This is a genomic window from Microbacterium sp. MAH-37, assembly GCF_009758255.1.
Taxonomy (GTDB): Bacteria; Actinomycetota; Actinomycetes; order Actinomycetales; family Microbacteriaceae; genus Microbacterium.
In genome coordinates, this window is sequence record NZ_WSEN01000007.1 from 287,378 (window position 1) to 312,036 (window position 24,659).

Sequence of the window (24,659 nt, forward strand, 5' to 3'; positions counted from 1 at the left end):
ATGAATCCGGATACCGGGTCGCGTGACCCCCGGTCTCGCCCGTTCCAGGCGTACGGCTGGGAGGATGGACTCATGCGCTTCTATCTCGACCACGCCGCCACCGCGCCGCTGCGCGCTGAGGCGCGGGATGCCTGGCTCGAGGCATCCGCTGTCGTGGGGAACGCGTCGTCCACTCACGGTGCGGGACAGGATGCGCGACGGCTGCTGGAGGAGTCGCGCGAGCGCGCCGCGGCCGTGCTGGGCTGCGACCCGATCGAGGTGGTGTTCACCTCGGGCGGGACGGAGTCGATCAACACGGCGCTGCACGGGTTGTGGGCCTCACGAGCTGAGGGTACGGATGCGATCGTGCTGCCGGACGGCGAGCACCACGCGACGATGGACACCGCGGCCGCGCTGGCGGCTGCCGGTGCCGGTGTCCGCGCGGTGCCGCTGGATGCGGTCGGGCGGATCCCTGTCAGTTCCTTCGCGGAAGCGTTGCCGGGTGCCGCACTGGCCACGGCCCTCGCGGCGAACAACGAGGTCGGCACGATCAACGACGGTGCTGCGCTTTCGACCGCCGCAGCGGATGCCGGAGTGCCGCTGCACCTGGACGCCGTGGCCGCCTGGGGACACGTACCTCTCTCGTTCCGCGAGCTGCGCGGAGAGGTTGCTGCCGGCGTAGGGCTCGTCGCCATGACGGTCGCCGGGCACAAGCTCGGTGCCCCGGTCGGTATCGGCGCGCTCGTCGTGGCGCGCACGGCGCGCATGACTCCGCTGCTGCACGGCGGCGCTCAGCAGCGCGGGCTGCGCGCCGGCACACAGGATGTCGCGGGCGCGGCGGCCTTCGCCGTCGCGCTGGAGATGGCGGAGGCTGAGCGCGGAGCGGAGACGGCGCGCCTGATCGCGTTGCGCGATCGTCTGATATCCGGCATCCGTGTGGCCGTGCCGCAGGCCGAGCTCCTCGGCGATCCCGTGGAGCGACTACCCGGCAACGCGCACCTGCTGTTCCCCGGGGCGGTGGGCGAGAGCCTGCTGTTCCTGCTCGACATGGCCGGTGTCGCGGCATCCACGGGCTCCGCCTGCCAGGCCGGGGTCGCGGAACCGTCGCACGTGGTCATGGCGCTGGGACGGAGCGAGCAGGACGCCCGGGGCGTGCTGCGCTTCACACTCGGACGCACCTCGACCGATGCCGACGTCGACGCCGTGCTCGCGACGATCGGTGATGCCTATGCGCGGGCGTCAGGCACCTCTCCAGCCACCCGCTCGTAGACTGGAACCCATGCGTATTCTGGCGGCGATGAGCGGAGGGGTCGACTCCGCGGTGGCGGCGGCCCGCGCGGTGGAGGCCGGCCACGACGTGGTCGGCGTGCACCTGGCGCTCTCCCGCGCCGGTGGCACGCTGCGCACCGGCAGCCGAGGATGCTGCACGATCGAGGACGCGATGGATGCCCGGCGCGCCGCCGATCTGCTCGGCATCCCGTTCTACGTCTGGGACTTCTCCGAGCGCTTCCGCGACGACGTGATCGAGGACTTCATCTCGGAGTACAAGGCCGGGCGCACTCCGAACCCCTGCCTGCGGTGCAACGAGAAGATCAAGTTCGCGGCCCTGCTGGAGCGGGCGATCGAGCTCGGCTTCGACGCGGTCTGCACCGGGCACTATGCGACGCTGGTCGACGGTTCCGACGGCCTCGAACTGCACCGCGCCTCGGACAATGCGAAGGACCAGTCGTATGTGCTGGGCGTCCTGAACGCCGAGCAGCTCGCACACACCTACTTCCCGCTGGGATCCACGCCGTCGAAGGCGCTGGTGCGTGCGGAGGCCGCCGAGCGCGGTCTGAGCGTGGCGCAGAAGCCGGACAGCCACGACATCTGCTTCATCCCGGACGGAGACACCCGCGGGTGGCTGGCCGAGAAGGTCGGCGCGGAGCAGGGGTCGATTGTGGATCGTGACGGCGAAGTCGTGGGCACGCACGACGGCGCGCACGCGTTCACGGTCGGGCAGCGGAAGGGACTGCGCCTAGGCGTCCCCGCCGCGGACGGCAAGCCGAGGTTCGTGCTCGAGGTGCGACCGGTCTCGAACACAGTTGTCGTGGGTCCCAAGGAGGCGCTGGCGATCGCCGAGATCTCGGGGGAGCGGTTCTCCTGGGCGGGCGCCGCCCCCGCGGCATCCGAGTTCGACTGCGAGGTGCAGATCCGCGCCCATGCCGAGCCGGTTCCGGCGCGCGCGTTCGTGACGGATGCCGGGGTGCGGGTCGTGCCCGTCGAGCCGCTCGACGGGGTCGCGCCCGGACAGAGCGCGGTGCTCTACGTCGGGACTCGCGTACTGGGTCAGTTCACCATCGACACGACGGTGTCGGCGGTGCCGGTCGGGGCCTGACGACCAGGGCTTCGTCGCCCGCGCTGCAGTTCTGGGGTCGCGTCGAGCATGCGCAGCACACGCCCGGCCTGTTCTTCCGTCGTTCCCGGCGGGTTGCGCAGGAAGCCGCCGTTGCCCGGCAGCAGCATGATCAGCCAGAAGATCGCCCAGAAGGTGCGCCACTCGGCGAGTCGCTCCCGCTCGGCGGTGGAGAGGCCGACCGCCCGGATGAGCGCGTCGGCGTCGTACACGCCGCGGCCTGCGAGGTGCTCCACATGATCGGCGAGCTCGAACGCCGGGTCGGAGAGGCCGCCGTCCTCGAAGTCGACGAGGCGACAGACTCTGCCGTCCCACAGCACGTTGGCGGGATTGAGGTCGGCGATGCCGAGCACGGAGAGCTCGAATGCGGGCGCCGGCGACTTCGTGAGGAACTCGCGCGCGCCGCTCAGCGCCCGCTCGACGAGTCCCGGCTCCTGCAGCGGGTTGAGGTCGTGCGGTCCGGCCGCCCAGGCGACCAGGTGCGTGCGGAGCGTTGAAGCGCCGAGGCGCCGCTCACCGAGGCCGGTCGCCGCGACGGCGGCGAACTCCACGTCGAAGAGTCGCCGTAGCGCGGCCCCCAGCGCCTCACCCTGCCGGCTGGTGAGGGGCCCGCTCCCGAGGGGCGTGCCCGGAAGACGCTCCATGACGATCACCGGGGCACCCTCCGCCGTCTCTCGGCGGAGCGGCCGGGGCGCCAGATCCGGAGCTTGCTGGGCGAGGATGCGAAGGCACGTCCACTCCCTGTCTGGCTCGTCATCGTCCCAACTGTTGAATCGCTTCCGCACCTCGGTCTCGGAGAACGTCAGATCGTGGGTGTGCGTCGTCACGCCTCCAGAGTAGGTGCAGTCCCCGGTTGAATCGCGCGGCAACGTTCAAGCGGGACGATGGAGACGTCGCCTGAGCGTGTCACCCGCACGTCGCGAGTCTTCGCATCGAAGCGGCCCATGCGCTGCCAGTGATCGAGGACGATCCGGCCGGTCGGCGGCATGGCGAGTCCCGACAGATCAGCATCGAGGGCGAACCAGCGCAGAGTGCCCTCCGTGCAGCTCGTAGGGGCCACGACCCCGTCGGCGAGTCGCGCGGTGAAGTAGTGCACGACCCTCGTCTCAGAACCGGTGTCCCTGGTCGCCGTGTAGCGCAGGCGGAGGTCGCGCAGGTCGGAAGAGCGCAAACCGACTTCCTCCGTGAGCTCGCGCAGCGCGGCATCCTGCGCGTACTCTTCAGGCTCGACGTGTCCACCGACGCCGACCCAGGAATCCTCGATGATGCGGGATCCCTCGCGGTGCAGGAGCAGGACGCGCTCGTCGTCGTGCAGGAACACCGTCGTCATCACTCGGGTCACCGGCTCAGACTAGTCGTCGCGACGCGCCCGGCGGATGTCGGCGGGCGCTCGTAGACTCGATCCGTGCCGGAGAACATCTCGCTGGAAGACGCCCGCAATGAGGCCGAAGACCTGACGACCCGCATCCTCGATGCGAAGGACGCCTACTACGGTCGTGACACCTCGCTCGTCGACGACGCCACCTACGACGGCTGGATGCGGCGGCTCGAAGAGCTCGAGCGCCTGCATCCCGAGCTGCAGGGGCAGGACTCGCCCACGCAGATGGTCGGCGCGGCTGAGGCCACCGGCCTCGACACCATCGAGCATGCGGAGCGGATGCTGAGTCTCGACAATGTGTTCTCGCTCGACGAGCTTCGGGACTGGGAGCTGAAGACCAAGGCCGCTGCCGGTCGCGACGTCGCCTGGCTCACCGAGCTGAAGATCGATGGTCTCGCGATCAACCTCCGATACGAGAACGGCGTGCTGACTTCGGCGGCGACCCGAGGCGACGGGCGTGTGGGTGAGATCGTCACCGAGAACGCTCTGCGTCTGTCCGACATCCCGCCGCGACTGAGCGGCACCGGGCATCCGTCGATCGTCGAGGTGCGCGGCGAGGTCTTCATCCCCGTCGCCGCGTTCGAGCGGCTCAACGCCGCACAGGCCGCGTTCCGCGATCGCGCGTATGCGGACGCGCTCGCGCGCTGGGAGGCGCGCTCGGGTGCGAAGAAGCCGTTCGACGAGGAGAAGGCGCGCGCAGCCGCCGCCCGACGCTTCCCCTCCTTCGCCAACCCGCGCAACGCGGCGAGCGGCGGCCTGCGTCAGCAGCTCGACAAGAAGGACGGCCTCGAGCTCGAAGCGGGTCTGCTGCGCACGGAGTCGCTGTCGCTCTACGTACACGGCATCGGCGCGTGGGAGAACCCGCCGGTCGCCGCGCAGAGCGAGGTCTACGACCTGCTCGCCGGGTGGGGGCTGCCCACCAGCCCGCACACCAAGGTCTGCCACACCCTCGACGAGGTGGCCGACTTCGTCGCCTACTTCGGCGAGCACCGGCACGACATCGAGCATGAGCTGGACGGCATCGTCGTCAAGGTCGACGAGCTGGAGCTGCACGCCGAGCTCGGGCAGACCAGCCGTGCTCCGCGCTGGGCGATCGCGTACAAGTACCCGCCGGAGGAGGTGCAGACGAAGCTGCTCGACATCGTCGTCTCGGTCGGCCGCACCGGCCGGGCGACGCCGTTCGCGGTGATGGCGCCCGCCCACGTCGCGGGCTCCGTCGTGCGGCAGGCGACCCTGCACAACAAGGACGTCGTGAAGGCGAAGGGCGTGCTGATCGGCGACACTGTCGTGCTGCGCAAGGCCGGCGACGTGATCCCCGAGGTCCTCGGCCCGGTGGTCGAGAAGCGCGACGGCACCGAGCGCGAGTTCGTGATGCCGGAGGCCTGCCCGGAGTGCGGGTCGATCCTCGCTCCGGCCAAGGAGGGCGACATCGACCTGCGCTGCCCGAACACCCGCTCCTGCCCGGCGCAGGTGCGCGGGCGCGTGGAGCACATCGGGTCGCGCGGGGCGCTGGACATCGAGGTGCTCGGCGAGGTCACGGCGGCAGCGCTGACGCAGCCCAGCCTCCCTGCAGAGCCACCGCTCGACACCGAGGCGGGGCTGTTCTCGCTCGTGCTGGAAGACCTCGTGCCGATCTCCGTCGTAGTGCGGGACTCCGAGACGGGCCTGCCCAAGGAGGACGACGACGGCGTCGTGAAGACCCGCTCGCCGTTCCGTCGCAACCCCACGGCGGCCGAGAAGAAGGATGGGATCGAAGGCCCTCAGCCGTCGTCCTCGGCGATCAAGCTCATCGCCGAGCTCGAGAAGGCCAAGACCAAGGAGCTCTGGCGACTGCTGGTCTCGCTGAACATCCGGCACGTGGGTCCGGTCGCGGCGCGCGCTCTCGCACAGTGGTTCGGCTCGCTCGACGCGATCCGGGCCGCCAGTCGCGACGAGCTCGCGGCTGTCGAGGGCGTCGGCGGCATCATCGCGGATTCGCTGCTGAGCTGGTTCGAGGTCGACTGGCATCAGGACATCGTGCGTCAGTGGGCGGAGGCCGGCGTGCAGTGGGCCACTCCGGGGCATCCCGGGCCGGGTGCCGCCGTCGCGGAAGGCGGTGTGCTGGACGGTCTGACCGTGGTCGCGACAGGATCGCTCGACGGGTACACCCGCGAGGGGGCACAGGAGGCGATCATCAAAGCCGGCGGCAAAGCCGCTTCATCGGTCTCGAAGAAGACCGACTTCGTCGCCGCGGGTCCTGGTGCAGGTTCCAAGCTCGCGAAGGCGGAGGATCTCGGGATCCGTGTTCTGGATGCCGCGCAGTTCCACGTCCTCGTCACTGAGGGGCCGGCGGCGCTGGATGCCTGACCGTCTCGTCGTCCTGAACGGCATGGCGGGCGCCGGCAAGACCAGTCTCGCCGGACCGCTCGCCGCTGTGCTCGGATTTCCGCTCGTCTCGAAGGACGCCATCAAGGAGGCGCTCGGTGACGCTGTCGATGCGCCGCTGCCGACGCGTGCGATCGGTGCGCTGGCGGCCGATGCCCTGTGGCGGATCGTCGGGATGCTGGAGGGCACGGTGCTCGTCGAGTCGGTCTGGCTCGCCGGACGCGACGAGGAGTGGTTTCGTCGCGGCTGGGAGTCGGTCGGGTCCCCCGTGGGGATCGAGGTCTGGTGCGAGGCGCCGCGTGACGTCATGCGCGAGCGCTATCTGACCCGTCCGCGCCATGCCGTGCACGACGATCAGGCTCGCATCGACGAGTGGGAGGCCGCGGTGGATGCGGCCAGGCCGATGACCGGCTTCCCGGTGGTCGAGGTCGACACATCCGCGCCGGTTGACGTCGCAGATCTGGCGAGGCGCATCAGGGTTGCGCAGCCGGGCGTCGCCCATCCCGCTCGGATGTCGGGATAGGACGCGCAGCGCGTCGGTCGTCGAGCGCACGACCTGTTGCCGAGCGCACGGGATGCTCGCGTGAACGAGCCGTGCACTCGACAAGAGGCCGTGCGGTCGGCAGCTCAGCCCTTGTGGCGCGGCTTGCGCGCGGGGCGCGCGTCGCGGTCGTACCGGTCTCCGCGATTGTCGCGGTTGCCCTTGTACCCGCCGTCGCGCGGGGCGCGGCGGTTCGGAACCCCGCGGTCCGGCTTGATCTCGATCAGCTGACCGGAGATCCGGGTGTCGCGCAGCCGCTCGAGCACCGACGGGTCGAGGTTCACCGGCAGCTCGACGATCGAGAAGTCCGGCTTGATCGAGATGGCGCCGAAGTCGTCCCGGCCCAGACCACCCTCGTTCGCCAGCGCTCCGACGATCTGGCGCGGCTCGACGCGCTGGCGCCGGCCGACCTCGATGCGGTAGGCGGCGTAGTCCCCGCGACCTCGACGCTCGCGGGGCGTGCGATCACCGCGGTCGGCACGATCGCCGCGGTCCGTGCGTTCGCGCGGCGGGCGGTTGTCGCGCTCGACGGCGCGCGAGAGCTCGTCCGTCGCGGGGTCCAGCAGCAGGGGAGTGGCGCCCTGCGCGACCACGGCGAGCGCCGCGGCGACATCCGCCTCCGGCACGTCGTGGTTGCGCACGTAGTGCGCGATGATGTCGCGGAAGCCCTCGATGCGCGTGGTCTCCTCGAGCGCCGCCGTGATGGCGTCGTCGAAGCGGGTGAGGCGGGTCGTGTTGACGTCCTCGAGCGTGGGCAGCTGCATCTGCGTGGGCTGCTGGCGCGTCGCCTTCTCGATGTGCTTGAGCAGGTAGCGCTCGCGCGGGGTGATGAAGCTGATCGCGTCGCCCGAGCGGCCGGCGCGGCCGGTGCGGCCGATGCGGTGCACGTACGACTCGGTGTCGGTGGGGATGTCGAAGTTGACGACGTGGCTGATGCGCTCGACGTCGAGGCCGCGAGCCGCGACATCCGTCGCCACGAGGATGTCGAGCTTGCCGTCCTTCAGCTGGTTCACGGAGCGCTCGCGCTGCGCCTGCGGGACGTCGCCGTTGATCGCGGCGGCGGAGTACCCTCGGGCGCGCAGCTTCTCGGCGAGCGTCTCGGTCTCGTTCTTCGTCCGGACGAACACGATCATCCCGTCGAAGTTCTCCACCTCGAGGATGCGGGTGAGCGCGTCGACCTTCTGCGCGTAGGACACCACCAGGTAGCGCTGGGTGATGTTCTGGTTGGTCGTGGTCTTGCCCTTGATCGCGACCTCTTCCGGGTCGCGCAGGTACTGCTGTGCCAGACGGCGGATCGTCGCGGGCATGGTCGCCGAGAACAGGGCGACCTGCTTCTCCTCGGGCGTCTGAGCGAGGATCTGCTCGACGTCCTCGGCGAAGCCCATCTTCAGCATCTCGTCGGCCTCGTCGAGCACGAGGTACTTGAGCTCGGAGAGGTCGAGGGTGCCCTTGGCCTGGTGGTCCATGATGCGGCCGGGCGTGCCGACGACGATGTGAACGCCGCGGCGCAGTGCGGACAGCTGCACGCCGTAGGCCTGGCCGCCGTAGACCGGAAGCACCCGGACGTCCTTCATCCGCGCCGAGTACGACTCGAACGCCTCGCACACCTGCAGGGCGAGCTCGCGGGTCGGGGCCAGCACGAGCACCTGCGGCGTCTTCTGCGTGAGGTCGAGGTTCTCCAGCACCGGCAGCGCGAACGCGGCCGTCTTCCCCGTTCCGGTCTGCGCGGTGCCGAGCACGTCGCGGCCTTGCAGCAGCAGCGGGATCGTCGCCGCCTGGATCGGCGACGGGGTCTCGTAGCCGAGGTCGTGGATGGCCTTCAGCACCGGCCCGGTGATGCCGATCTCAGCGAATCCGGGGGTGGCGGGCGTCTCGGCCTCGGCAGTCTCAGGGGAAGTCACTTCCCAACCGTACAGCGCGGGCGCCCTTCAGCGCTGGGAGAACGCCCCGTCAGTCGCCCGAGTTGAGCTCCAGCAGACGCTCCTTGACCTCGCGACGCAGCACCTTGCCGATCAGCGACTTCGGCAGCTCGTCGACGACGAACAGACGACGAGGAACCTTGTACGGAGTCAGGATGCCGCGGGCGAACTCGCGCACGGCCTCCACGTCGAGGTCTGTGGCGCCGTCGACGACGATCGCGGCGACGACCTCCTCGCCGGAGTGGCTGCTCGGGAGGCCGATCACGGCGGCATCCAGCACGTCAGGGTGCTGGCGCAGCACACCCTCGACCTCGGTCGGCGCGACGTTGAAGCCGCCGGTGATGATGAGCTCCTTGATGCGGTCGACGATGCGGACGAATCCGCCGTCGTCGATCGTGACGATGTCACCGGTGCGGAACCAGCCGTCCACGAACACGGCCTCGGTCTCTTCGGGCTTTCCGTAATAGCCCTGGAACACCTGCGGACCGCGCACGACCAGCTCGCCCGCAGAGCCGGGCTCGACGTCCCGCGTGGGGTCGTCGGGGTCGATGACCCGGCACTCGGTGCCCGGCAGAGGCAGGCCGACCGTTCCCGGCACGCGATTGTCGGCGACGGGGTTCGCCATCAGCACGGGGGAGCACTCGCTGAGGCCGTACCCCTCGACCAGGTAGCCGCCCGTGGCCTCCTCGAACGGCACCACCAGCTCGTGCGGCAGCGCCATGGCGCCCGAGATCGCGACCTCGGTGCCGGCCAGCGACACGCCCTTCTCCTTCGCCGCCGCGAGCAGACGCTCGGCGATCGGCGGCACCAGCGGCAGGAAGGTCGCAGGATGCTTCTTCGCGACATCCAGCACGAGATCCGGGTCGAACTTCGGGAACAGCACGAGGCGGGCACCCATGGACATCGCGAACGTGAGGCAGAGCGTCAGCCCGTAGGCGTGGAACATCGGAAGCACGGCATAGACGACGCAGCCCTTGCCGCGCTGGATCTGCGGCACCCAGGCCTGCGCCTGCGCGGCGTTCGCCAGCAGGTTGCGGTGCGTCAGCGCGGCACCCTTCGGAGTGCCGGTGGTGCCGGAGGTGTACTGGATGATCGCCAGGTCGTCGGTCGCAGGCTTGGGGTGGGAGGCCGGGATCGGCTCGGCCCTCAGGACCTGCTCCCACGGGATGGTGCCGCGGACCTTCTCGGTCAGTGCCTCACGCGACTCGCGGGCCTTCTGCACCGGCAGCTTCAGCGCGAGGCGCATGCCGAACGGCATACCGTTCACGACGTCCACCGATATCAGGCTCTGCACGGCGAGGTCGGCGGGGAACTCCTGCACCGACTTCACGACCTTGTTCCACACGATCGCGTGCTTGGCGCCGTGATCCTCGAACTGCTTGCGCAGCTCGCGCGGTGTGTACAGCGGATTGTGCTCGACGACGACGGCGCCCAGGCGCAGCACCGCGTAGAACGCGACGATGTGCTGCGGCGAGTTCGGCAGCACGATCGCGACCGGGTCGCCTGCACCGACGCCGAGGTCGCGCAGGCCCGCTGCGGCGCGGTCGATCTGCTCCTGCAGCTGCCGGTAGCTGGTCTCTCGGCCGAAGAACTGCAGGGCCGGAGCATCCGGATAATCGCGCGCGGAAGCGGCCACGATGTCGATCAGCGACCCGGAGACGGGGGAGAGGTCCTCGGGAACACCGTCTGCGTAGCTGGCGGTCCAGGGGCGCGGGGGTACGAACGTCGTCACCTCACCACCCTATTCCGATGCGTTTCATCCCGCTGGCGCTCGCTCAATGAGCGGGGAGCAGTCTCGTAGGATGAGGGGGTGTCTGAAATCACCCCTGATCTCGTGCGCCATCTCGGCGTGCTCGCGCGCATCCAGCTCTCCGATGACGAGGTGACGCAGCTGACAGGTCAGCTCGACGCCATCGTCGACAACATCGCGAAGGTGTCCGAGGTGGCGACCCCCGACGTCGTCGCCACCAGCCACCCGATCCCGCTGAGCAACGTCTTCCGACCGGACGAGGTCGGCCAGACTCTGACGCACGAGCAGGTGCTGCAGAACGCCCCGGATGCCGCAGACGGCCGCTTCCGTGTGACCGCCATCCTGGGAGAAGAGCAGTGAGCGACATCATCCGCCTGTCCGCCGCCGAGCTGGGCGAGAAGCTCACCGCCGGCGAGATCTCGAGCGTCGAGGCCACGCAGGCGCACCTCGACCGCATCGCCGCCGTCGACGGCGACGTGCGCGCCTTCCTGCACGTCAACGAGAACGCGCTCGCGGCCGCCGCCGAGATCGACGCGCGTCGCGCGGCGGGCGAGCAGCTCGGCCCGATCGCCGGGGTGCCGCTGGCGGTCAAGGACGTGTTGGTGACCACCGACATGCCCTCCACCAGCGGATCGAAGATCCTCGAGGGGTACATGTCGCCCTTCGACGCGACCGTCGTGGCGCGTTCGCGCGCCGCCGGGCTGATCCCGCTCGGCAAGACCAACATGGACGAGTTCGCGATGGGCTCGTCGACCGAGCACTCCGCCTTCGGCCCCACGCACAACCCGTGGGATCTCGACCGCATCCCCGGTGGCTCGGGCGGCGGTTCGGCCGCAGCGGTGGCGGCTTTCGAAGCACCGCTGGCGCTGGGCTCCGACACCGGCGGTTCTATCCGTCAGCCGGCCCACGTCACCGGCACGGTCGGCATCAAGCCCACCTACGGCGGCGTCAGCCGCTACGGCGCGATCGCACTGGCATCCAGCCTCGACCAGGTCGGCCCCGTCACCCGTACGGTGCTCGACTCGGGTCTGCTGCACGACGTGATCGGCGGCCACGACCCCAAGGACTCCACCTCACTGCAGCACGAGTGGCCGTCGTTCGCCGCCGCCGCCCGCGAGGGTGCCACTGGCCAGGTGCTCAAGGGTCTCAAGGTCGGCGTCATCAAGGAGCTGCCCGACTCCGGCTTCCAAGCCGGCGTCGCTGCCTCCTTCCATGAATCGCTGGCGCTGATGGAGGCGCAGGGCGCGGAGATCGTCGAGATCTCGGCCCCGCACTTCGAGTACGGCGTCGCGGCGTACTACCTGATCCTCCCCGCCGAGGCATCCAGCAACCTGGCGAAGTTCGACTCGGTGCGCTTCGGCCTGCGGGTCACCCCGGAGGGCGGCGCGACTGTCGAGGACGTGATGTCGGCGACCCGCGAGGCCGGATTCGGCCCCGAGGTCAAGCGCCGCATCATCCTCGGCACCTACGCACTGTCGGCCGGCTACTACGACGCCTACTACGGCAGCGCGCAGAAGGTGCGCACGCTGATCCAGCGCGACTTCGACCAGGCGTTCTCGCAGGTCGACGTCATCGCGACGCCCTCGGCGCCGACCACGGCGTTCAAGCTTGGCGAGAAGATCGACGACCCGCTGCAGATGTACCTGAACGACCTGACGACGATCCCGGCGAACCTCGCCGGCGTGCCGGGCATCTCGATCCCGTCCGGACTCGCCGCCGAGGACGGTCTGCCAGTCGGCATCCAGTTCCTCGCGCCCGCTCACGAGGACGCTCGTCTGTACCGTGTCGGCGCCGCCCTCGAGGCCGCGCTGCTTGATTCGTGGGGCGCCCCTCTTCTGGAGAAGGCACCCGTGCTGGGAGGAACCCGCTGATGGCCGCCGTCAAGCTCATGGACTACGACAAGGCTCTCGAGCTGTTCGAGCCGGTGCTCGGCTTCGAGGTGCACGTCGAGCTGAACACCCGCACGAAGATGTTCTCCGATGCCCCGAACCCGGCCAACGAGGAGTTCCACGGCGCCGAGCCGAACACGCTCATCGCCCCGGTCGACCTGGGTCTGCCCGGCTCGCTGCCGGTGGTCAACGCCACCGCGGTGCGTTCGTCGATCAGCCTCGGTCTGGCGCTGGGCTGCTCGATCGCCGAGTCCAGCCGCTTCGCGCGCAAGAACTACTTCTACCCGGACCTCGGCAAGAACTACCAGATCTCCCAGTACGACGAGCCGATCGCCTTCGAGGGCTCGGTCGAGGTCGAGCTCGAGGACGGCACGCTCGTGACGATCCCGGTCGAGCGTGCGCACATGGAGGAGGACGCCGGCAAGCTCACGCACATGGGCTCCACGGGTCGCATCCAAGGCGCCGAGTACTCCCTGGTCGACTACAACCGCGCCGGCGTTCCGCTCGTCGAGATCGTCACGAAGCCGATCTTCGGTGCGGAGCACCGTGCGCCGGAGTACGCCAAGGCGTACATCTCCGCCATCCGCGACATCGTCCGCGCCCTCGGCATCTCCGAGGCGCGACTGGAGCGAGGCAACCTGCGCTGCGACGCGAACGTCTCGCTGCGCCCGCGCGGCCAGGAGAAGCTCGGCACCCGCACCGAGACCAAGAACGTCAACTCGATGCGGTCCGTCGAGCGCGCGGTGCGCTACGAGATCCAGCGTCAGGCGGCCATCCTCGCCGACGGCGGCACGATCACCCAGGAGACCAGGCACTGGCACGAGGACACCGGCACCACGTCGCCGGGTCGCCCGAAATCGGATGCCGACGATTACCGCTACTTCCCGGAGCCGGATCTGCTCCCCGTGGTTCCCGCCCGCGAGCTGATCGAAGAGCTTCGCGCTGCACTGCCCGAGCAGCCCGTCGCGCGTCGCCGCCGGCTGAAGGCGGAGTGGGGCTTCACCGACCTCGAGTTCCAGGACGTCCGCAACAGCGGTCTGGTCGAGGTCGTGGAGGCGACCATCGCGGCCGGCGCGTCCCCGGCATCCGCCCGCAAGTGGTGGACCGGTGAGATCACCCGCCTGGCGAACGCGGCCGAGCGCGAGGCGACCGACCTGATCGCTCCCGAGAACGTCGCGGCGCTGCAGCAGCTGGTGGATGCCGGTACGCTCACCGACAAGCTGGCCCGCCAGGTGCTCGAGGGCGTCATCGCCGGCGAGGGCGCCCCGCAGGAGGTCGTGGACGCCCGTGGTCTGGCCGTCGTGTCGGACGACGGCGCGCTGATCGCCGCGATCGACGAGGCCCTCGCAGCGCAGCCCGACGTGATGGCCAAGATCAAGGACGGCAAGGTGCAGGCCGCCGGTGCGATCATCGGCGCGGTCATGAAGGCGATGAAGGGTCAGGCGGACGCCGCCCGCGTGCGCGAGCTCATCCTGGAGCGCGCCGCGCAGTGATCCTGCGCGCGCAGTGACATCCGGTGCCCGGGGCGTTCGACGCCCCGGGCACCGTCATGTCGTCGCAGGACCCGGCGCGGTGACGAGCAGTCCGGCGGTGAGCAGCCGTGCGATCGCGCGCAGGCTGGCCGGTTCGTGCAGGTGGGGGCGTGACTCCGAGCCGGCTGTCAGCGGCCGTGCGGTGATCGTCGCCGCCCACGCATCCGCCGCCGCCCGCAAGGCGAGTTCGTCGGCACTGACGGTCAGGCTCGCGCGCAGCGCGCATTCCACGAGCTCGTGCAGGGCGCGCCGGTAGCGCGTGAGCGCGGCGCTCACGTCGGGACGCGTGTGCGATTCGTGCCAGATGATCTCGCGCAGGACGTCGGATGCCGCGTGCGCGCTGAGAACCGTGTCTCCGACGTTGAGCAGGGTCTGCACGGGATCGCCGTGCACGGTGAGCGGCACCGGGTCGATCGAGTCGGTGCCCAGCCGCTCCTCGATCAGACTGCCGAGCAGGTCGGGCTTGGTCGGGAAGTAGTAGAACAGCAGCCCCTTCGGCACCCCGGCAGCGCGTGCGATCCGTGCCGTCGATGCGCCGTCGAAGCCGAGCCGGGCGAAGAGCGACTCTGCGGCGTCGAGGATGCGTGTGCGCGTCGCGATCGGGTCGGCCTCGTCGGTCATGACTGCTCCTTCCACGGAAGCGGGGCGGTGGTCGTCCGCCGCCCCGTTTCGTTCGCCGTGCAGGTCAGGCGTGAGCTGCGTGCGGTCCGCCGTGAGACGCCTTGTGCGCCTTCTCGGCGGGCGCCAGCGCCCACAGTCCTGCGGCCGCACCGATGAATCCGCAGATCCACGACGTCCACGCGGGTCCCGCGTCTCCGGCGAATCCGCCGATCCAGGGCGAGATGAACAGCAGCGCTCCGATCGCGGCGATGATCCACTCCATCGACACGAGTCCGGGCGCCGCCATGCTCCACAGCCCAGCGGCGATCATCAGCACGCCCAGCACGATCATCATGGACATCGACGCCGCCGTGCGCGGCGTCGTCCAGATGCTCGCCAGGGCCGCGTACAGTCCGGCGGCGACGGCCACCCAGTCCTGCCAGCGTGTCCACCTCTTCATTGAACTCATCCTCCTCGAGGTCAGATGGCTCCCGAATCGGGGGTCGAGGCTCACGATACGCTTTTGATTGACCGGTCGGTCAGGAATCTCGGATCGGATGTCGGCGGTGTCGGCGAGAATGGATGTATGGGACGCGGCGACGGATCGGGACGCATCGTGTCGCCCGCCGGGGCGGACGACAGCGGCACCGGCATCCTGCACGTCGACATGGACGCCTTCTACGCCTCCGTGGCCACACTGGATGACCCGTCCCTCCGTGGACTGCCGCTCATCATCGGCGCGCCCGATGGGCGATCCGTCGTCTCCAGCGCGTCGTACGAGGCGCGCCGCTTCGGTGTGCGGTCGGCCATGCCGGTGTCCCAGGCGCTGCGGCTCTGCCCGAATGCTCGGATCGTCGCTCCCGACTTCGCCCGCTATCAGGCCGTCTCCGGGCAGGTGATGTCGATCTTCGAGTCGTTCACGCCGCTGGTGGAGCCGCTGTCGATCGACGAGGCCTTCCTCGACGTGCGCGGCGTGCGACGGCTGTGGGGGAGTCCCGGCGAGATCGCGGTGCTCATCCGGCGCCGGGTCGCCGATGAGGTCGGCATCAACTGCAGCGTGGGCGTGGCCGCGACCAAGCATGTGGCGAAGATGGCGTCCACGCTGTCGAAGCCGGACGGGCTGCTCATCGTGCCGGGTGCGCGCACGCAGGAGTTCCTCGATCCTCGGCCGGCGGGTGCGATCTGGGGCGTCGGGCCGAAGGCGGCCGAGGCGCTGCAGCGCCGCGGCATCCATACGATCCGCGACGTCCGCGAAGCGGCCCCGGGGATGCTGGAGCGCGCGCTGGGACCGGCGGCGGGAAGCCGGATCCGGCAGCTCTCCAGGGGGGAGGACGCTCGCGAGGTCGAGACGGAGCGCGTCGAGAAGAGCATCGGTCACGAGGAGACGTTCGATGTCGACATCATCGACACGGACGTGCTTCGCGCCGAGCTGCTCCGGCTGGCCGACCGGGTCGGCGCTCGTCTGCGCGCGGCATCCTGGGAGGCGCGCACCGTCGCGATCAAGGTGCGCTTCTCGGACTTCTCCACGATCACTCGAGCGCAGTCGCTGCCCGAACCGACCGACGTGGGACAGCGCATCGGCGAGACGGCCGCGGCGCTGTTCGACGGCCTCGAGCGCCGCGATCCGATCCGCCTGCTCGGGGTTCGTGCGGAGAAGCTGCAGAGCGCGGGCTCCGCGGGATTCGCGCTGTGGGACGACGACGCCGATCGCCGACGCCTGGAGGGCGCATTGGACGATGCCCGCGCACGGTTCGGCAGCAGTACCATCACCCGAGCCAGGCATGTCGGACGCGGGGACGGCCGGGACGGCCCTCATCCGCGCTCCTTCGGGCGGGAATGACCCGCGACACCGGGCCGCGGTTCCAGTAGCGTGGACGACATGCCCAACATCGCAGTGGAACTCGGTAAGCAGGCCGCCTCGTTCGGGGTCAAGAGCGCGTACGGAGAGACGGTCGACGTCGACGGTGTCAGCATCACCCCCGTCGCACTCGCGGTGACCGGTTTCGCCGGCGGCAGTGGCGAGGGCATGGAGGGCGGCTCGGGTGGCGGCACGGCGATCCCGCTCGGCGTGTACGTGCGTCGCGAGGAGGGGCTGCGCTTCGAGCCGAACCTCATCACCCTGCTCGCGGTCGGGATTCCCTTCGTGTGGGTCGCAGGCCGTGCGCTGACCCGCATCATCCGTGCGCTCAAGAAGTAGCGATCCGTTCGGGGAGTGCCTCGACGCGGCCCTGGCCCGCATTGTCGCTGCCGTGCGTGCCGCAGGGGCGACGAATCCCGTCGTCGTGATCGACGGACGCAGCGGCGCCGGGAAGTCCACGCTCGCGCGGCGGCTCGCGGAGGCCTGGCCGGCGGAGCGCCCTGTGCAGCTGGTGGCGCTGGATTCGCTCTATCCCGGTTGGGACGGTCTCGCAGAGGGCGGGCGGCTCGCGCTCGAGAACGTGCTGCGCCCGCATTCCCGCGGCGAGATCGGCACCTGGCACCGCTGGGACTGGGGGAAGGACGTGGAAGCCGAGAGTCACACGGTCGATCCGTCGCGCGGCCTGATCGTGGAGGGGTGCGGTGCCCTCACGCCCGCCTCCGCCGCGGTCGCCGATGTGCGTGTCTGGGCGGACGGACCTGAGGAGAGCCGGAAGCACCGGGCTCTGGAGCGTGACGGCGACGGCTTCCGGCCGCATTGGGACCGGTGGGCGGCGCAGGAGGAGGCGCACATCCGCGCGCACGATCCGGCGTCTCTCGCGTCGATCCTCGTGACCGTGCCCTGACAGCGACTCAGAACCGGGCGTCGCGCTCGTCGGCCGCCTGGATCAGCCCCTCCAGCCGGTACCCCAGCCAGTCGTACACGCCGTAGCGCTCGTCCTCGGGGTCGTGCGCATCGGCGTTCTCGATTCCGATCCGGGTGGCCAGCACCAGGCGCAGCGCGGTGAGCGTGCGCAGCCACGCGTCCAGATGGTCGCCTGTGATCAGAGCATCGCGCGGACGCATCGCGTCGCGGCGGTTGAGGCCCTCTTCGCGATCGAAGGCGGCGAGATCGGCGCGGACGAGCGCCGCTTCTTCAGCACGACGATCCAGCAGGTCGGCGCGGGTGAGTGCCGCGTACTCCTGTGAGGCTTCCTCATCATCCGGGTAGGCCATCGGGGTGAGGCGCCGCAGCGCAGCATCCGCATCGCGTTCCGGCGCATCCACGAGCAGCAGGAACTCGTCGATGAGCGCGATCAGGTGCTGTCCCTCGATCACCGCCAGCGGCAGTACGACGGTGTGGTCCTCGCTCATGACTGGACCTGACGGATCGTCGCCCACAGGCCGAAGTCGTGCATGGCCTGCGCATGCACCTCCATGGTCTCGCGCGGTCCTGTCGCCACGACGGCCTGGCCCTCGTGGTGCACCGTGAGCATCAGCGCGGTGGCGCGCTCCTCAGAGAAGCCGAAGTAGCGTCGGAACACGCGGACGACATAGCTCATCAGGTTGACCGGGTCGTCCCACACCACGAGCTCCCAGGGTTCGAGCGGGGCCGCGACGAGGACCTCCTCGATGTCGAGGTCGGGCAGCGACACGGGCGTGCTCATGCCCACCCCAGCTCGTGCAGCTGCTCGTCGTCGATGCCGTAGAAGTGCGCGATCTCGTGGACCAGGGTGGTGTGCACCTCATAGCGCAGCTCCTGCTCGGACTCGCACGCCGCCAGGTGCGCTCTGCGGTAGACGATGATGCGGTCCGGTAGCTCTCCCAGGCCGTACTGGCCCCGCTCTGTGAGGGCGAGTCCGTCGTACAGACCGAACAGGTCCTCGCCGTCCTCAGGGGCCTCCTCGACCACGAACACGACGTTGTCCAGGCCATCGACCATGTCGTCGGGCAGCCGATCGAGCTCGTCCACGACGAGCTCCTCGAAGGCACCGGCATCCATCTCCATCACGACAAGCTTATGAGAGGACTCTCACGGTGGCGGGCCCCGTTTCCCGGCTCACGGAGAACCTGTCGCGGGATCGTCGGCACATGGCGATTCTGGAGCGTCCCGCACAGGCTTCGCCGTCGCGTGCGGCGGTGAAGCCGTCGCGACCGCGCGTCATCGCCCCATGGATCGGGATCGGCGTCGCCCTCGTCACGTACCTCGGCGCCGGTATCCCGTCGTACTGGGGCGATGAGGGGGCGAGCGTGATGTCCGCGCAGCGGCCCTGGTCGAGCCTCGCTGCCGAACTGAGCACGGTGGATGCCGTGCACGGCATGTACTACGCGCTGCTGCATCTCTGGATCGATGCGTTCGGTGCCACGGAGTGGTCGACCAGGGCTCTCAGCACGATCGGCATCGGCTTTCTCGCGGCAGGTGTCGTGGTCCTCGGTCGTCGTTGGTTCGACCGGCGAACGGCGATCCTCGCGGGGCTGCTGATCGCGGTGGTCCCTCGGGCGAGTCTGCTCGCGGCCGAGACCCGCGGCTACTCCATCGCCGCGGCCGCCGCCGTGTGGGTCACGATCCTGTTCGTGCGTCTCGTCGACAGGGATGCCCGGAGGCGCGCCTGGATCGGGTACGGGATCGCTGTGGCCGTGTCGGGAACGTTCTTCCTCTACCTGCTGATGATGCCCGTGGTGCACTTCGTCGCGCTGCGCACCCGACGGGAGCGGACGAGTGCCCGCGTCGTGCGGCGCTGGCTGACAAGCCTCGCGATCGCGGCGCCGCTCGCTCTGCCGATCGTGGTGGTGTCGCAGTTCCAGAAGGGACAGATCGCATTCCTCGCGCATCGCAGCTACGTCACACCGGCCGGTGTGGTGGTCACGCCCTGGTTCGGGCATCTGCAGGTGGCGCTGGTGATGTGGCCGCTCCTCATCCTCGGCGTACTTGTGCTGGCTCGTGGGTCCAAGCGCGGCGAGAGACGCGCCGAGGGCTTCCTGCCCGTCCTGACCTGGCTGCTGCTGCCCGCCTTCGCGCTGATCCTGTTCGATCTGCTGGTCTCCCCGGTCTACAACCCGAGGTACCTGTCCTTCAGCCTGCCCGCAGTCGCGCTGCTGATCTCGACCGGCGTCTGGGCCGTGCTGGACGCCGCCCGCAGGATCGGAGCAAGGAAGGGCATGGCGGTCGCGGTCATCGTGCTCACGGCCGTCGCCGCGGCGACCGTCGTCCCCGAGTTCGTGCGGCAGCGCACGCCGTTCGCCAAGGACGGAGGTGCCGACTTCCGCGCCGCCGCCGCGGAGGTCGGGGCGCACGCCCGTCCCGGCGACACGGTGCTCTTCGGCACCACCTCCCGCAACTCGCGCGCCCCGCGTCTCGCCTACCGGCTGTACCCGGGGGACTTCGCCGGGCTGCGCGACCCGCAGCTGATCGCCGCCTATGACCGCACGAACGGTCTGTGGGACAGGCTCGCGACCGTCTCCGATGTCGCACACGGGCTGAGCAGCGACACGGTCTGGCTGCTCGAGTCAGGCAGCACAGGGTCGTCGAAGGCCGACCTCGCAGCGCTGCAGGCCGCGGGCTTCACCCGAACGTCACACACGCACATCCACCGCACCGTCGTCTACGAGTTCCAGAAGGGAATGCAGTCATGAGCGAGAGCACCATCGTGATCCTGCCCACGTACAACGAGATCGAATCACTCCCCGAAGTGGTCGCCCGCCTGCGCGAGGCGGTGCCCGAGGCGCACATCCTCATCGTCGACGACGCGTCCCCCGACGGCACCGGTGACCTGGCCGATCTGCTGGCGGCGCGGGTAGCCGCGATCCATGTGCTGCACCGCACGGAGAAGCAGGGGCTCGGTCCCGCATACATCGCGGGCTTCGCGGAGGCCGTGCGGCTCGGCTTCGAGGTGATCGTGCAGTCGGATGCCGACGGCTCGCACCGGCCGGAGGACCTGCCGGCGATGCTCGACGGGCTCGACGGGCTCGACGGGCTCGACGGGCACGATCTGGTGATCGGTTCCAGGTGGGTGGCCGGCGGCGACGTGCAGCGCTGGTCCCTGCACCGCTACCTGCTCTCCCGCGCGGGAAGCGTGTACGCGGGGGTGATGCTCGGCCTGCGTCAGAAGGATCTCACCGGCGGCTACCGCGTGTTCCGCGCGGACGCGCTGCGCGCCATCCGCCCTGAACTGGTGACCAGCCGCGGGTACTGCTTCCAGATCGAGATGCTCGATCGCGCCGTGCGCAACGGATGCCGGGTGGTGGAGGTGCCGATCACATTCGACGACCGGCTGCACGGCGAATCGAAGATGTCCGGCCGGATCGTCTTGGAGGCGCTGCTCCAGGTGACCGGGTGGGGGATGGCACGCCTGTTCGGGCGGGAGCGCATGACGGTCGCACCGAATAGGGAGCCCTCTCATGTCTGAGGGAGTGCTGTCCCGGGGTGCGGCATCCCGAGTGACGCACGTTGCCGCGCAGCTGCTGAAGTTCGGCGTGGTCGGCGGTGTGGGATTCGTCGTCGACATCGCCGTGTTCAACCTGCTGCTGCTTCATCCGGTCGCCGGCATCCCTGCCTGGCCGATCGCCGCGAAGTCCGTCTCGACCATTGCGGCGATCGCCGTGAACTGGGTCGGGAACCGGATGTGGACCTTCCGGGAGCATCGCCGCACCGACACCGTTCGCGAGGGCGTCGAGTTCCTCATCGCGAGTCTCGTCGGCAGCGGCGTCTCCCTCGCGTGCCTGGCGTTCTCGCACTATGTGATGCAGCTGACCACGACCGTGGACGACAACGTCTCCGCCAACGTGATCGGCCTGATCCTGGGCTCGCTCGTGCGGTTCGCCGCTTACCGCTGGTGGGTGTTCGCCGACACGTCGGCGCCGGATGCCGTCGGCAGCACGACCGTCGCCGTCGCCCCGACGCCCGGACGGTCGTCGAGGGATACGGCGCCGTCGGCGAGCGTCGCCAGCCGGGCGACGATGGCGAGCCCGAGCCCGCCCCCGGAGTAGGACGAGGAAGACCCCCGGACGAAACGCTCGAATGCCCGGTCGGCGATCGCGGGGTCGAGTCCGCCGGCGTCGTCCTCGACAGTGAGCGTCAATGCGTCCATCGTCTGGGTGAGCGCCACCAGTACGCGCACGTCGCTTGCGCTCGCTGCGCCGATCGCGTTGTCCACGAGATTGTCGATCACCCGACCGAAGTCGGATGCGGCGATGTCCACGACAGCTGCCGGATCGCTGGTCTCGATCCGGAAGTCGATGTCGATCTCGCGCTCGTCCGTGTCCGCTGCCGTACGCAGGCGGATGCTGTCGACGCGCTCGGTCAGCTCGCTCGCCAGCTCGAGGACCGTGGCCGCGCCGCCGGCATCCGCTGCCTCGATCCGCGACAGCTGCAGGAGCGAATCGGCGACGCGCACGAGGCGCGTCAGCGTGTCGCGGGCGTCTTCCAGCACCGCGGCATCCGCGGCGGGATCCGCTCCGTCGACGAGAGCGAGCTGCGACTGCAGCACGGAGAGCGGATTGCGCAGCTCGTGACTGGCGTCGGACACCATCTGCCGCTCGCGCTCGCTCGCGGAGCGCATGCGCTCGAGGAGGTCGTTCAGGGTCTGGGCGAGTGCGTTGAGCTCATCCTTCGCCTCGCCGACCGGCAGGAGGTCGTCGCGGCGGCGGACAACGAGCGACTCCGCACTGCGGCGGAGCTGCTCGACGGGCCGCAGTGCGGCACCGGAGACGAACCACGAGCCGAGGGCGAACACCACCGCGCCGACGGCGAGGATCGTCAGGAGCAGTTTCTCGACGCCGCCGGTGACGTCTTCGCCGATGTCCGTGTCGCGGGTCGCGATCACGTACCAGGTGCCCTCGGAGGTCTTCACAGGATCGACGTAGACGTAGTACGTCTCCTTGGTGGAGCTGATCCTGTGCAGGCCCCGCCCCTTGGCGAGCATCTCATCCAGGCCGTCCTGCAGCCCCTTCGGCAGCGTGTTCATGCGCGTGGTGCCGGAGGGGTCGATCACGGCGACGTGCTGCTTGATGCCCGGCTTCTCGAAGTGCTCCTGGGGGTCCTCCTGGATCACGCCGCGGTAGACCTCCGTGATCCCGTGCAGCACGGCCTTCTCCCGCGCCTCCACGATCACGGTGATCTGCGCGTAGACCGCGATAGCGGCCGCGATGAGCAGCACCACGGCGACCACGGTGGAGCCGATCGTGATGCGCCCGCACCGAGAGCCTGGTGAGCATCAGGGGGTCCCGACCTGCCGGGGATCGGTGAGCCGGAAGCCGACGCCGCGCTCGGTCTCGATCTGCATCTCGGAGCCGGCTCCGACGAGCTTCCTGCGCACGTAGCGGACGTACTGGTCCACGACATTGGACTGGAAGTGCGGGGAGCCCCAGACCTCGGTCAGCAGATCCGCGCGCGTGACGACGCCCTCCGGGTGCTCCGCGAGGACGCGAAGCAGGTCCGCCTCGCGCCGGCTGAGTGGGTGGTCGCGCCCGTCGACGGTGAGGATGCCGCGGTCGGTGCTGAGCGTGAGATCACCGAACTGCACGCGGGTGGATGTCAGACTCTCGCGTCGGCGCAGCGCGCGCAGCCGGGCATACAGCTCGGCGAAGTCGAACGGCTTGACGAGGTAGTCGTCTGCACCCGCGTCGAGGCCTCGCACCCGGTCGTCGATCGCGTCTCGCGCGGTGAGCATGAGGATGCCGAGTCCCGCGGACTGCTCTCGCAGCCGCCGGCAGAGCTCGAATCCGTTCATCCCGGGCAGGTTCACGTCGACGATGGCGAGATCGAATTCGTCTCGTGCAGCGAGCGACAAGGCTCCGATCCCGTCGACGGCCGAGGCCGTCGCGTAACCTTCGCGTGAGAGCCGCCTGGCGATGAGATCGGCGAGCTGCGGCTCATCGTCCACGACGAGCACCCTGGTGGTCACAGCTGGATTCTACGTGTGCACGCTGTGCGGGTGGGCCGGACTCGTCAGGAGTCCGGCCCACCCGCACGAGGCTCAGTGAGCGTCGGGGGCGACGATCTCCGGGAGCACGGCCTCGAACTTCGCATCGAAGGCGAGAGCGCCGAGCTTGTGGCCCTGGTTGCTCGCGGCGTCCACCACGGAGGCGCCGAACGTCGAGCTCTTCAGCCGCTGGTTCGGGGTGCCGTGGTGGCCGTCGTTGGTGAAGGCGCAGTCGCCGACGTTGTAGAACGACGCCGCCACGTCGAGCGTGCGGGCCGCGTTCAGCGCGCCGCCGCGCGAGTGCACGAGGTAGTACGTGCCGTAGGCGTCAGCCATCAGCTCGGTGCGGCGGGTGGCCTCCGGGCCGGTCAGCGGCGACTCGAACAGGTTGTTCGCGTACTGCACCTGGTGGCCGTACTCGTGGGCGAGTACGCCCAGCGGGGCGGCCTTGTCCTGCAGCCCGATGCCGCGCAGGCCGGCCATGACTCCGTCGCCCATGATGATGCGCTTGGTCAGGCCGGGGAACTGCTCGACGTCCTCGGGGGCCGGATCGAACGCGAACGCATTGAAGGTGAAGTACGGGTTGTCGCCCTGGCGCAGTCCGGGCTGGCTGAAGATCAGCGCCTGGACGTACTCGGCGATCTCGCGAGCCGAGTCGGCGTCGAGGCCGTACACCCCGGTGTAGACGCGCACCATGCGGTCGATCGAGCGGTACGTGTCACCGTGCATCGGGATCAATTGGATGTCGGAGCCGTCGAAGTCCCAGAACTTCTTCAGGCCGTCCATCGTGCGGTTGAGCTCGTTCGTGTACGAACCGTCGTAGCCGAAGGTGTTCCGCTTGTCCTGCGCGCCGAAGATGAGCGCGTCGTAGGTCGCAAGGTCGAAACCGGCAAGCTGGTCGATCGCCTGCATGGTCGGCCGGTCGATGCCCGCGAGCTGGCCGGTGAGCCAGGCGTTGACCGGCGTCGTCGCACACTGGTAATCGCTGCCGTCGATGACGCTGCGCGTCTGGTCGGCCCACGTCGTGGCATCCAGGCCGAAACGAGCGCGGGCATCGGCGACGCGGTCGGCCCAGTCGGCCGGCAGCTCGGCGCGCAGCGCGTCGAGCTGCGGGGCGCCCGCGGTGACCGATGCTGCGGTGCTTGTGGGGGTCGTGGTCTCCGCCATCGCCGCAGGCGCGAGGCCGAGACCGAGAGCGATGGCGATCCCTGCGGCGAAGGCGCAGGAGGTCGACTTCTTGAGCATGTTGTGTTCTCCCAAATGAACGGCCCGACGCTGTTGTCGGGCGCACGAGACCGAACCTATCGGCCGGGGAACCGGGTGCACGGGAGGCCCGGCGTGTCGAGGTCGTCGACGTGTCGCAGAATGCGACCGGGAAGGAGAAAGGAGCGGGATGCTCTCGCATCCCGCTCCAGATTGGGGTGGCTAACGGGACTTGAACCCGCGACCCCCGCGACCACAACGCGGTGCTCTACCAACTGAGCTATAGCCACCAT

The 24,659-nt window shown here is 69.6% G+C and carries 24 protein-coding genes, 1 tRNA gene and 1 pseudogene; 13 read left to right on the plus strand and 13 right to left on the minus strand.

What is annotated here, in order from left to right; all coding sequences use genetic code 11:
* The first annotated feature begins 72 nt into the window (after positions 1–72).
* Positions 73–1,248: a cysteine desulfurase family protein gene (locus GON06_RS09410; protein ID WP_157312043.1), complete on the plus strand. Its 1,176-nt coding sequence runs from the start codon at positions 73–75 to the stop codon at positions 1,246–1,248.
* A 10-nt stretch (positions 1,249–1,258) separates the two neighbouring features.
* Positions 1,259–2,356: a tRNA 2-thiouridine(34) synthase MnmA gene (gene mnmA / locus GON06_RS09415; protein WP_157312044.1), complete on the plus strand. Its 1,098-nt coding sequence runs from the start codon at positions 1,259–1,261 to the stop codon at positions 2,354–2,356.
* Here mnmA and GON06_RS09420 read toward each other — a convergent pair.
* Complete coding sequence (locus GON06_RS09420) at positions 2,308–3,201, minus strand: aminoglycoside phosphotransferase family protein (RefSeq protein WP_157312045.1); 894 nt, start codon at positions 3,199–3,201, stop codon at positions 2,308–2,310. The genes mnmA and GON06_RS09420 overlap by 49 nt on opposite strands.
* Positions 3,198–3,716 (minus strand): NUDIX domain-containing protein, encoded by a 519-nt coding sequence (locus tag GON06_RS09425; RefSeq protein WP_157312046.1) that lies wholly within the window; start codon positions 3,714–3,716, stop codon positions 3,198–3,200. The genes GON06_RS09420 and GON06_RS09425 overlap by 4 nt, the downstream gene beginning before the upstream one ends.
* Positions 3,717–3,779: 63 nt before the next feature.
* On the opposite strand from GON06_RS09425, the gene ligA reads away from it, so the two are divergent.
* Positions 3,780–6,098 (plus strand): NAD-dependent DNA ligase LigA, encoded by a 2,319-nt coding sequence (gene ligA, locus GON06_RS09430; protein ID WP_332837340.1) that lies wholly within the window; start codon positions 3,780–3,782, stop codon positions 6,096–6,098.
* Entirely contained in the window at positions 6,091–6,639 is a 549-nt protein-coding gene (locus tag GON06_RS09435; RefSeq protein ID WP_157312047.1) for an AAA family ATPase, read from the plus strand. The genes ligA and GON06_RS09435 overlap by 8 nt, the downstream gene beginning before the upstream one ends.
* A gap of 104 nt (positions 6,640–6,743) precedes the next feature.
* On the opposite strand, the gene GON06_RS09440 is transcribed toward GON06_RS09435, so the two are convergent.
* Entirely contained in the window at positions 6,744–8,558 is a 1,815-nt protein-coding gene (locus GON06_RS09440; RefSeq protein WP_332837341.1) for a DEAD/DEAH box helicase, read from the minus strand.
* 49 nt (positions 8,559–8,607) lie between these two features.
* On the minus strand, positions 8,608–10,308 hold the full coding sequence (locus GON06_RS09445) for a long-chain-fatty-acid--CoA ligase (RefSeq protein ID WP_332837342.1): 1,701 nt from the start codon (positions 10,306–10,308) through the stop codon (positions 8,608–8,610).
* A 78-nt stretch (positions 10,309–10,386) separates the two neighbouring features.
* On the opposite strand from GON06_RS09445, the gene gatC reads away from it, so the two are divergent.
* The 3 genes from gatC to gatB are packed head-to-tail and all read left to right on the plus strand — an operon-like array spanning position 10,387 to position 13,708.
* Entirely contained in the window at positions 10,387–10,686 is a 300-nt protein-coding gene (gatC, locus tag GON06_RS09450; protein WP_332837343.1) for an Asp-tRNA(Asn)/Glu-tRNA(Gln) amidotransferase subunit GatC, read from the plus strand.
* On the plus strand, positions 10,683–12,197 hold the full coding sequence (gene gatA / locus GON06_RS09455; protein WP_332837344.1) for an Asp-tRNA(Asn)/Glu-tRNA(Gln) amidotransferase subunit GatA: 1,515 nt from the start codon (positions 10,683–10,685) through the stop codon (positions 12,195–12,197). The genes gatC and gatA overlap by 4 nt, the downstream gene beginning before the upstream one ends.
* The gene (gene gatB / locus GON06_RS09460; protein ID WP_157312048.1) at positions 12,197–13,708 is read left to right on the plus strand and encodes an Asp-tRNA(Asn)/Glu-tRNA(Gln) amidotransferase subunit GatB; all 1,512 of its coding nucleotides are present in this window, start codon (positions 12,197–12,199) and stop codon (positions 13,706–13,708) included. Before gatA ends, gatB begins: the two co-directional genes overlap by 1 nt.
* A gap of 54 nt (positions 13,709–13,762) precedes the next feature.
* Here the strand turns inward: gatB and GON06_RS09465 are convergent, their stop codons facing one another.
* Both GON06_RS09465 and GON06_RS09470 read right to left on the minus strand, forming a co-directional pair.
* The gene (locus GON06_RS09465) at positions 13,763–14,368 is read right to left on the minus strand and encodes a TetR/AcrR family transcriptional regulator (RefSeq protein ID WP_157312049.1); all 606 of its coding nucleotides are present in this window, start codon (positions 14,366–14,368) and stop codon (positions 13,763–13,765) included.
* A gap of 64 nt (positions 14,369–14,432) precedes the next feature.
* Entirely contained in the window at positions 14,433–14,807 is a 375-nt protein-coding gene (locus tag GON06_RS09470) for an SPW repeat protein (protein WP_157312050.1), read from the minus strand.
* Positions 14,808–14,933: 126 nt separating this feature from the next.
* On the opposite strand from GON06_RS09470, the gene dinB reads away from it, so the two are divergent.
* From dinB to GON06_RS09485, 3 genes are read left to right on the plus strand one after another with little or no spacing between them, the layout of a single operon-like run.
* Positions 14,934–16,187 carry a DNA polymerase IV gene (dinB, locus tag GON06_RS09475; RefSeq protein WP_157312051.1) on the plus strand — a complete coding sequence of 418 codons (1,254 nt, stop codon included), beginning with the start codon at positions 14,934–14,936 and terminating at the stop codon, positions 16,185–16,187.
* A gap of 39 nt (positions 16,188–16,226) precedes the next feature.
* Positions 16,227–16,544, plus strand: coding sequence for a hypothetical protein (locus tag GON06_RS09480; RefSeq protein ID WP_157312052.1), 318 nt, complete (start codon positions 16,227–16,229; stop codon positions 16,542–16,544).
* A gap of 52 nt (positions 16,545–16,596) precedes the next feature.
* Positions 16,597–17,109, plus strand: a complete 513-nt coding sequence (locus GON06_RS09485; protein WP_332837345.1) for a hypothetical protein — start codon at positions 16,597–16,599, stop codon at positions 17,107–17,109.
* Positions 17,110–17,116: 7 nt separating this feature from the next.
* Here GON06_RS09485 and GON06_RS09490 read toward each other — a convergent pair whose 3' ends face one another.
* From GON06_RS09490 to GON06_RS09500, 3 genes are read right to left on the minus strand one after another with little or no spacing between them, the layout of a single operon-like run.
* Positions 17,117–17,617: a DUF2017 family protein gene (locus tag GON06_RS09490; protein WP_157312053.1), complete on the minus strand. Its 501-nt coding sequence runs from the start codon at positions 17,615–17,617 to the stop codon at positions 17,117–17,119.
* Entirely contained in the window at positions 17,614–17,910 is a 297-nt protein-coding gene (gene clpS / locus GON06_RS09495; RefSeq protein WP_157312054.1) for an ATP-dependent Clp protease adapter ClpS, read from the minus strand. The genes GON06_RS09490 and clpS overlap by 4 nt, the downstream gene beginning before the upstream one ends.
* Positions 17,907–18,251: a metallopeptidase family protein gene (locus GON06_RS09500; RefSeq protein ID WP_157312055.1), complete on the minus strand. Its 345-nt coding sequence runs from the start codon at positions 18,249–18,251 to the stop codon at positions 17,907–17,909. The genes clpS and GON06_RS09500 overlap by 4 nt, the downstream gene beginning before the upstream one ends.
* 83 nt (positions 18,252–18,334) lie before the next feature.
* On the opposite strand from GON06_RS09500, the gene GON06_RS09505 reads away from it, so the two are divergent.
* From GON06_RS09505 to GON06_RS18715, 3 genes and pseudogenes are all read left to right on the plus strand, one after another.
* The gene (locus tag GON06_RS09505; RefSeq protein ID WP_157312056.1) at positions 18,335–19,876 is read left to right on the plus strand and encodes a glycosyltransferase family 39 protein; all 1,542 of its coding nucleotides are present in this window, start codon (positions 18,335–18,337) and stop codon (positions 19,874–19,876) included.
* Entirely contained in the window at positions 19,873–20,649 is a 777-nt protein-coding gene (locus GON06_RS09510) for a polyprenol monophosphomannose synthase (protein ID WP_157312057.1), read from the plus strand. The genes GON06_RS09505 and GON06_RS09510 overlap by 4 nt, the downstream gene beginning before the upstream one ends.
* A pseudogene (locus tag GON06_RS18715) lies at positions 20,642–21,025 on the plus strand (GtrA family protein); the annotation flags it as partial. The gene GON06_RS09510 and the pseudogene GON06_RS18715, both read left to right, overlap by 8 nt.
* Positions 21,026–21,066: 41 nt before the next feature.
* Here the strand turns inward: GON06_RS18715 and GON06_RS09520 are convergent.
* From GON06_RS09520 to GON06_RS09535, 4 genes are all read right to left on the minus strand, one after another.
* Positions 21,067–22,410: a sensor histidine kinase gene (locus GON06_RS09520; protein ID WP_157312059.1), complete on the minus strand. Its 1,344-nt coding sequence runs from the start codon at positions 22,408–22,410 to the stop codon at positions 21,067–21,069.
* 45 nt (positions 22,411–22,455) lie between these two features.
* Positions 22,456–23,145: a response regulator transcription factor gene (locus GON06_RS19075; protein ID WP_198346666.1), complete on the minus strand. Its 690-nt coding sequence runs from the start codon at positions 23,143–23,145 to the stop codon at positions 22,456–22,458.
* A 72-nt stretch (positions 23,146–23,217) separates the two neighbouring features.
* Positions 23,218–24,408, minus strand: a complete 1,191-nt coding sequence (locus GON06_RS09530; protein ID WP_157312060.1) for a hypothetical protein — start codon at positions 24,406–24,408, stop codon at positions 23,218–23,220.
* A 172-nt stretch (positions 24,409–24,580) separates the two neighbouring features.
* A tRNA-His gene (locus GON06_RS09535) sits at positions 24,581–24,656 on the minus strand.
* Between the last annotated feature and the right edge of the window lie 3 nt (positions 24,657–24,659).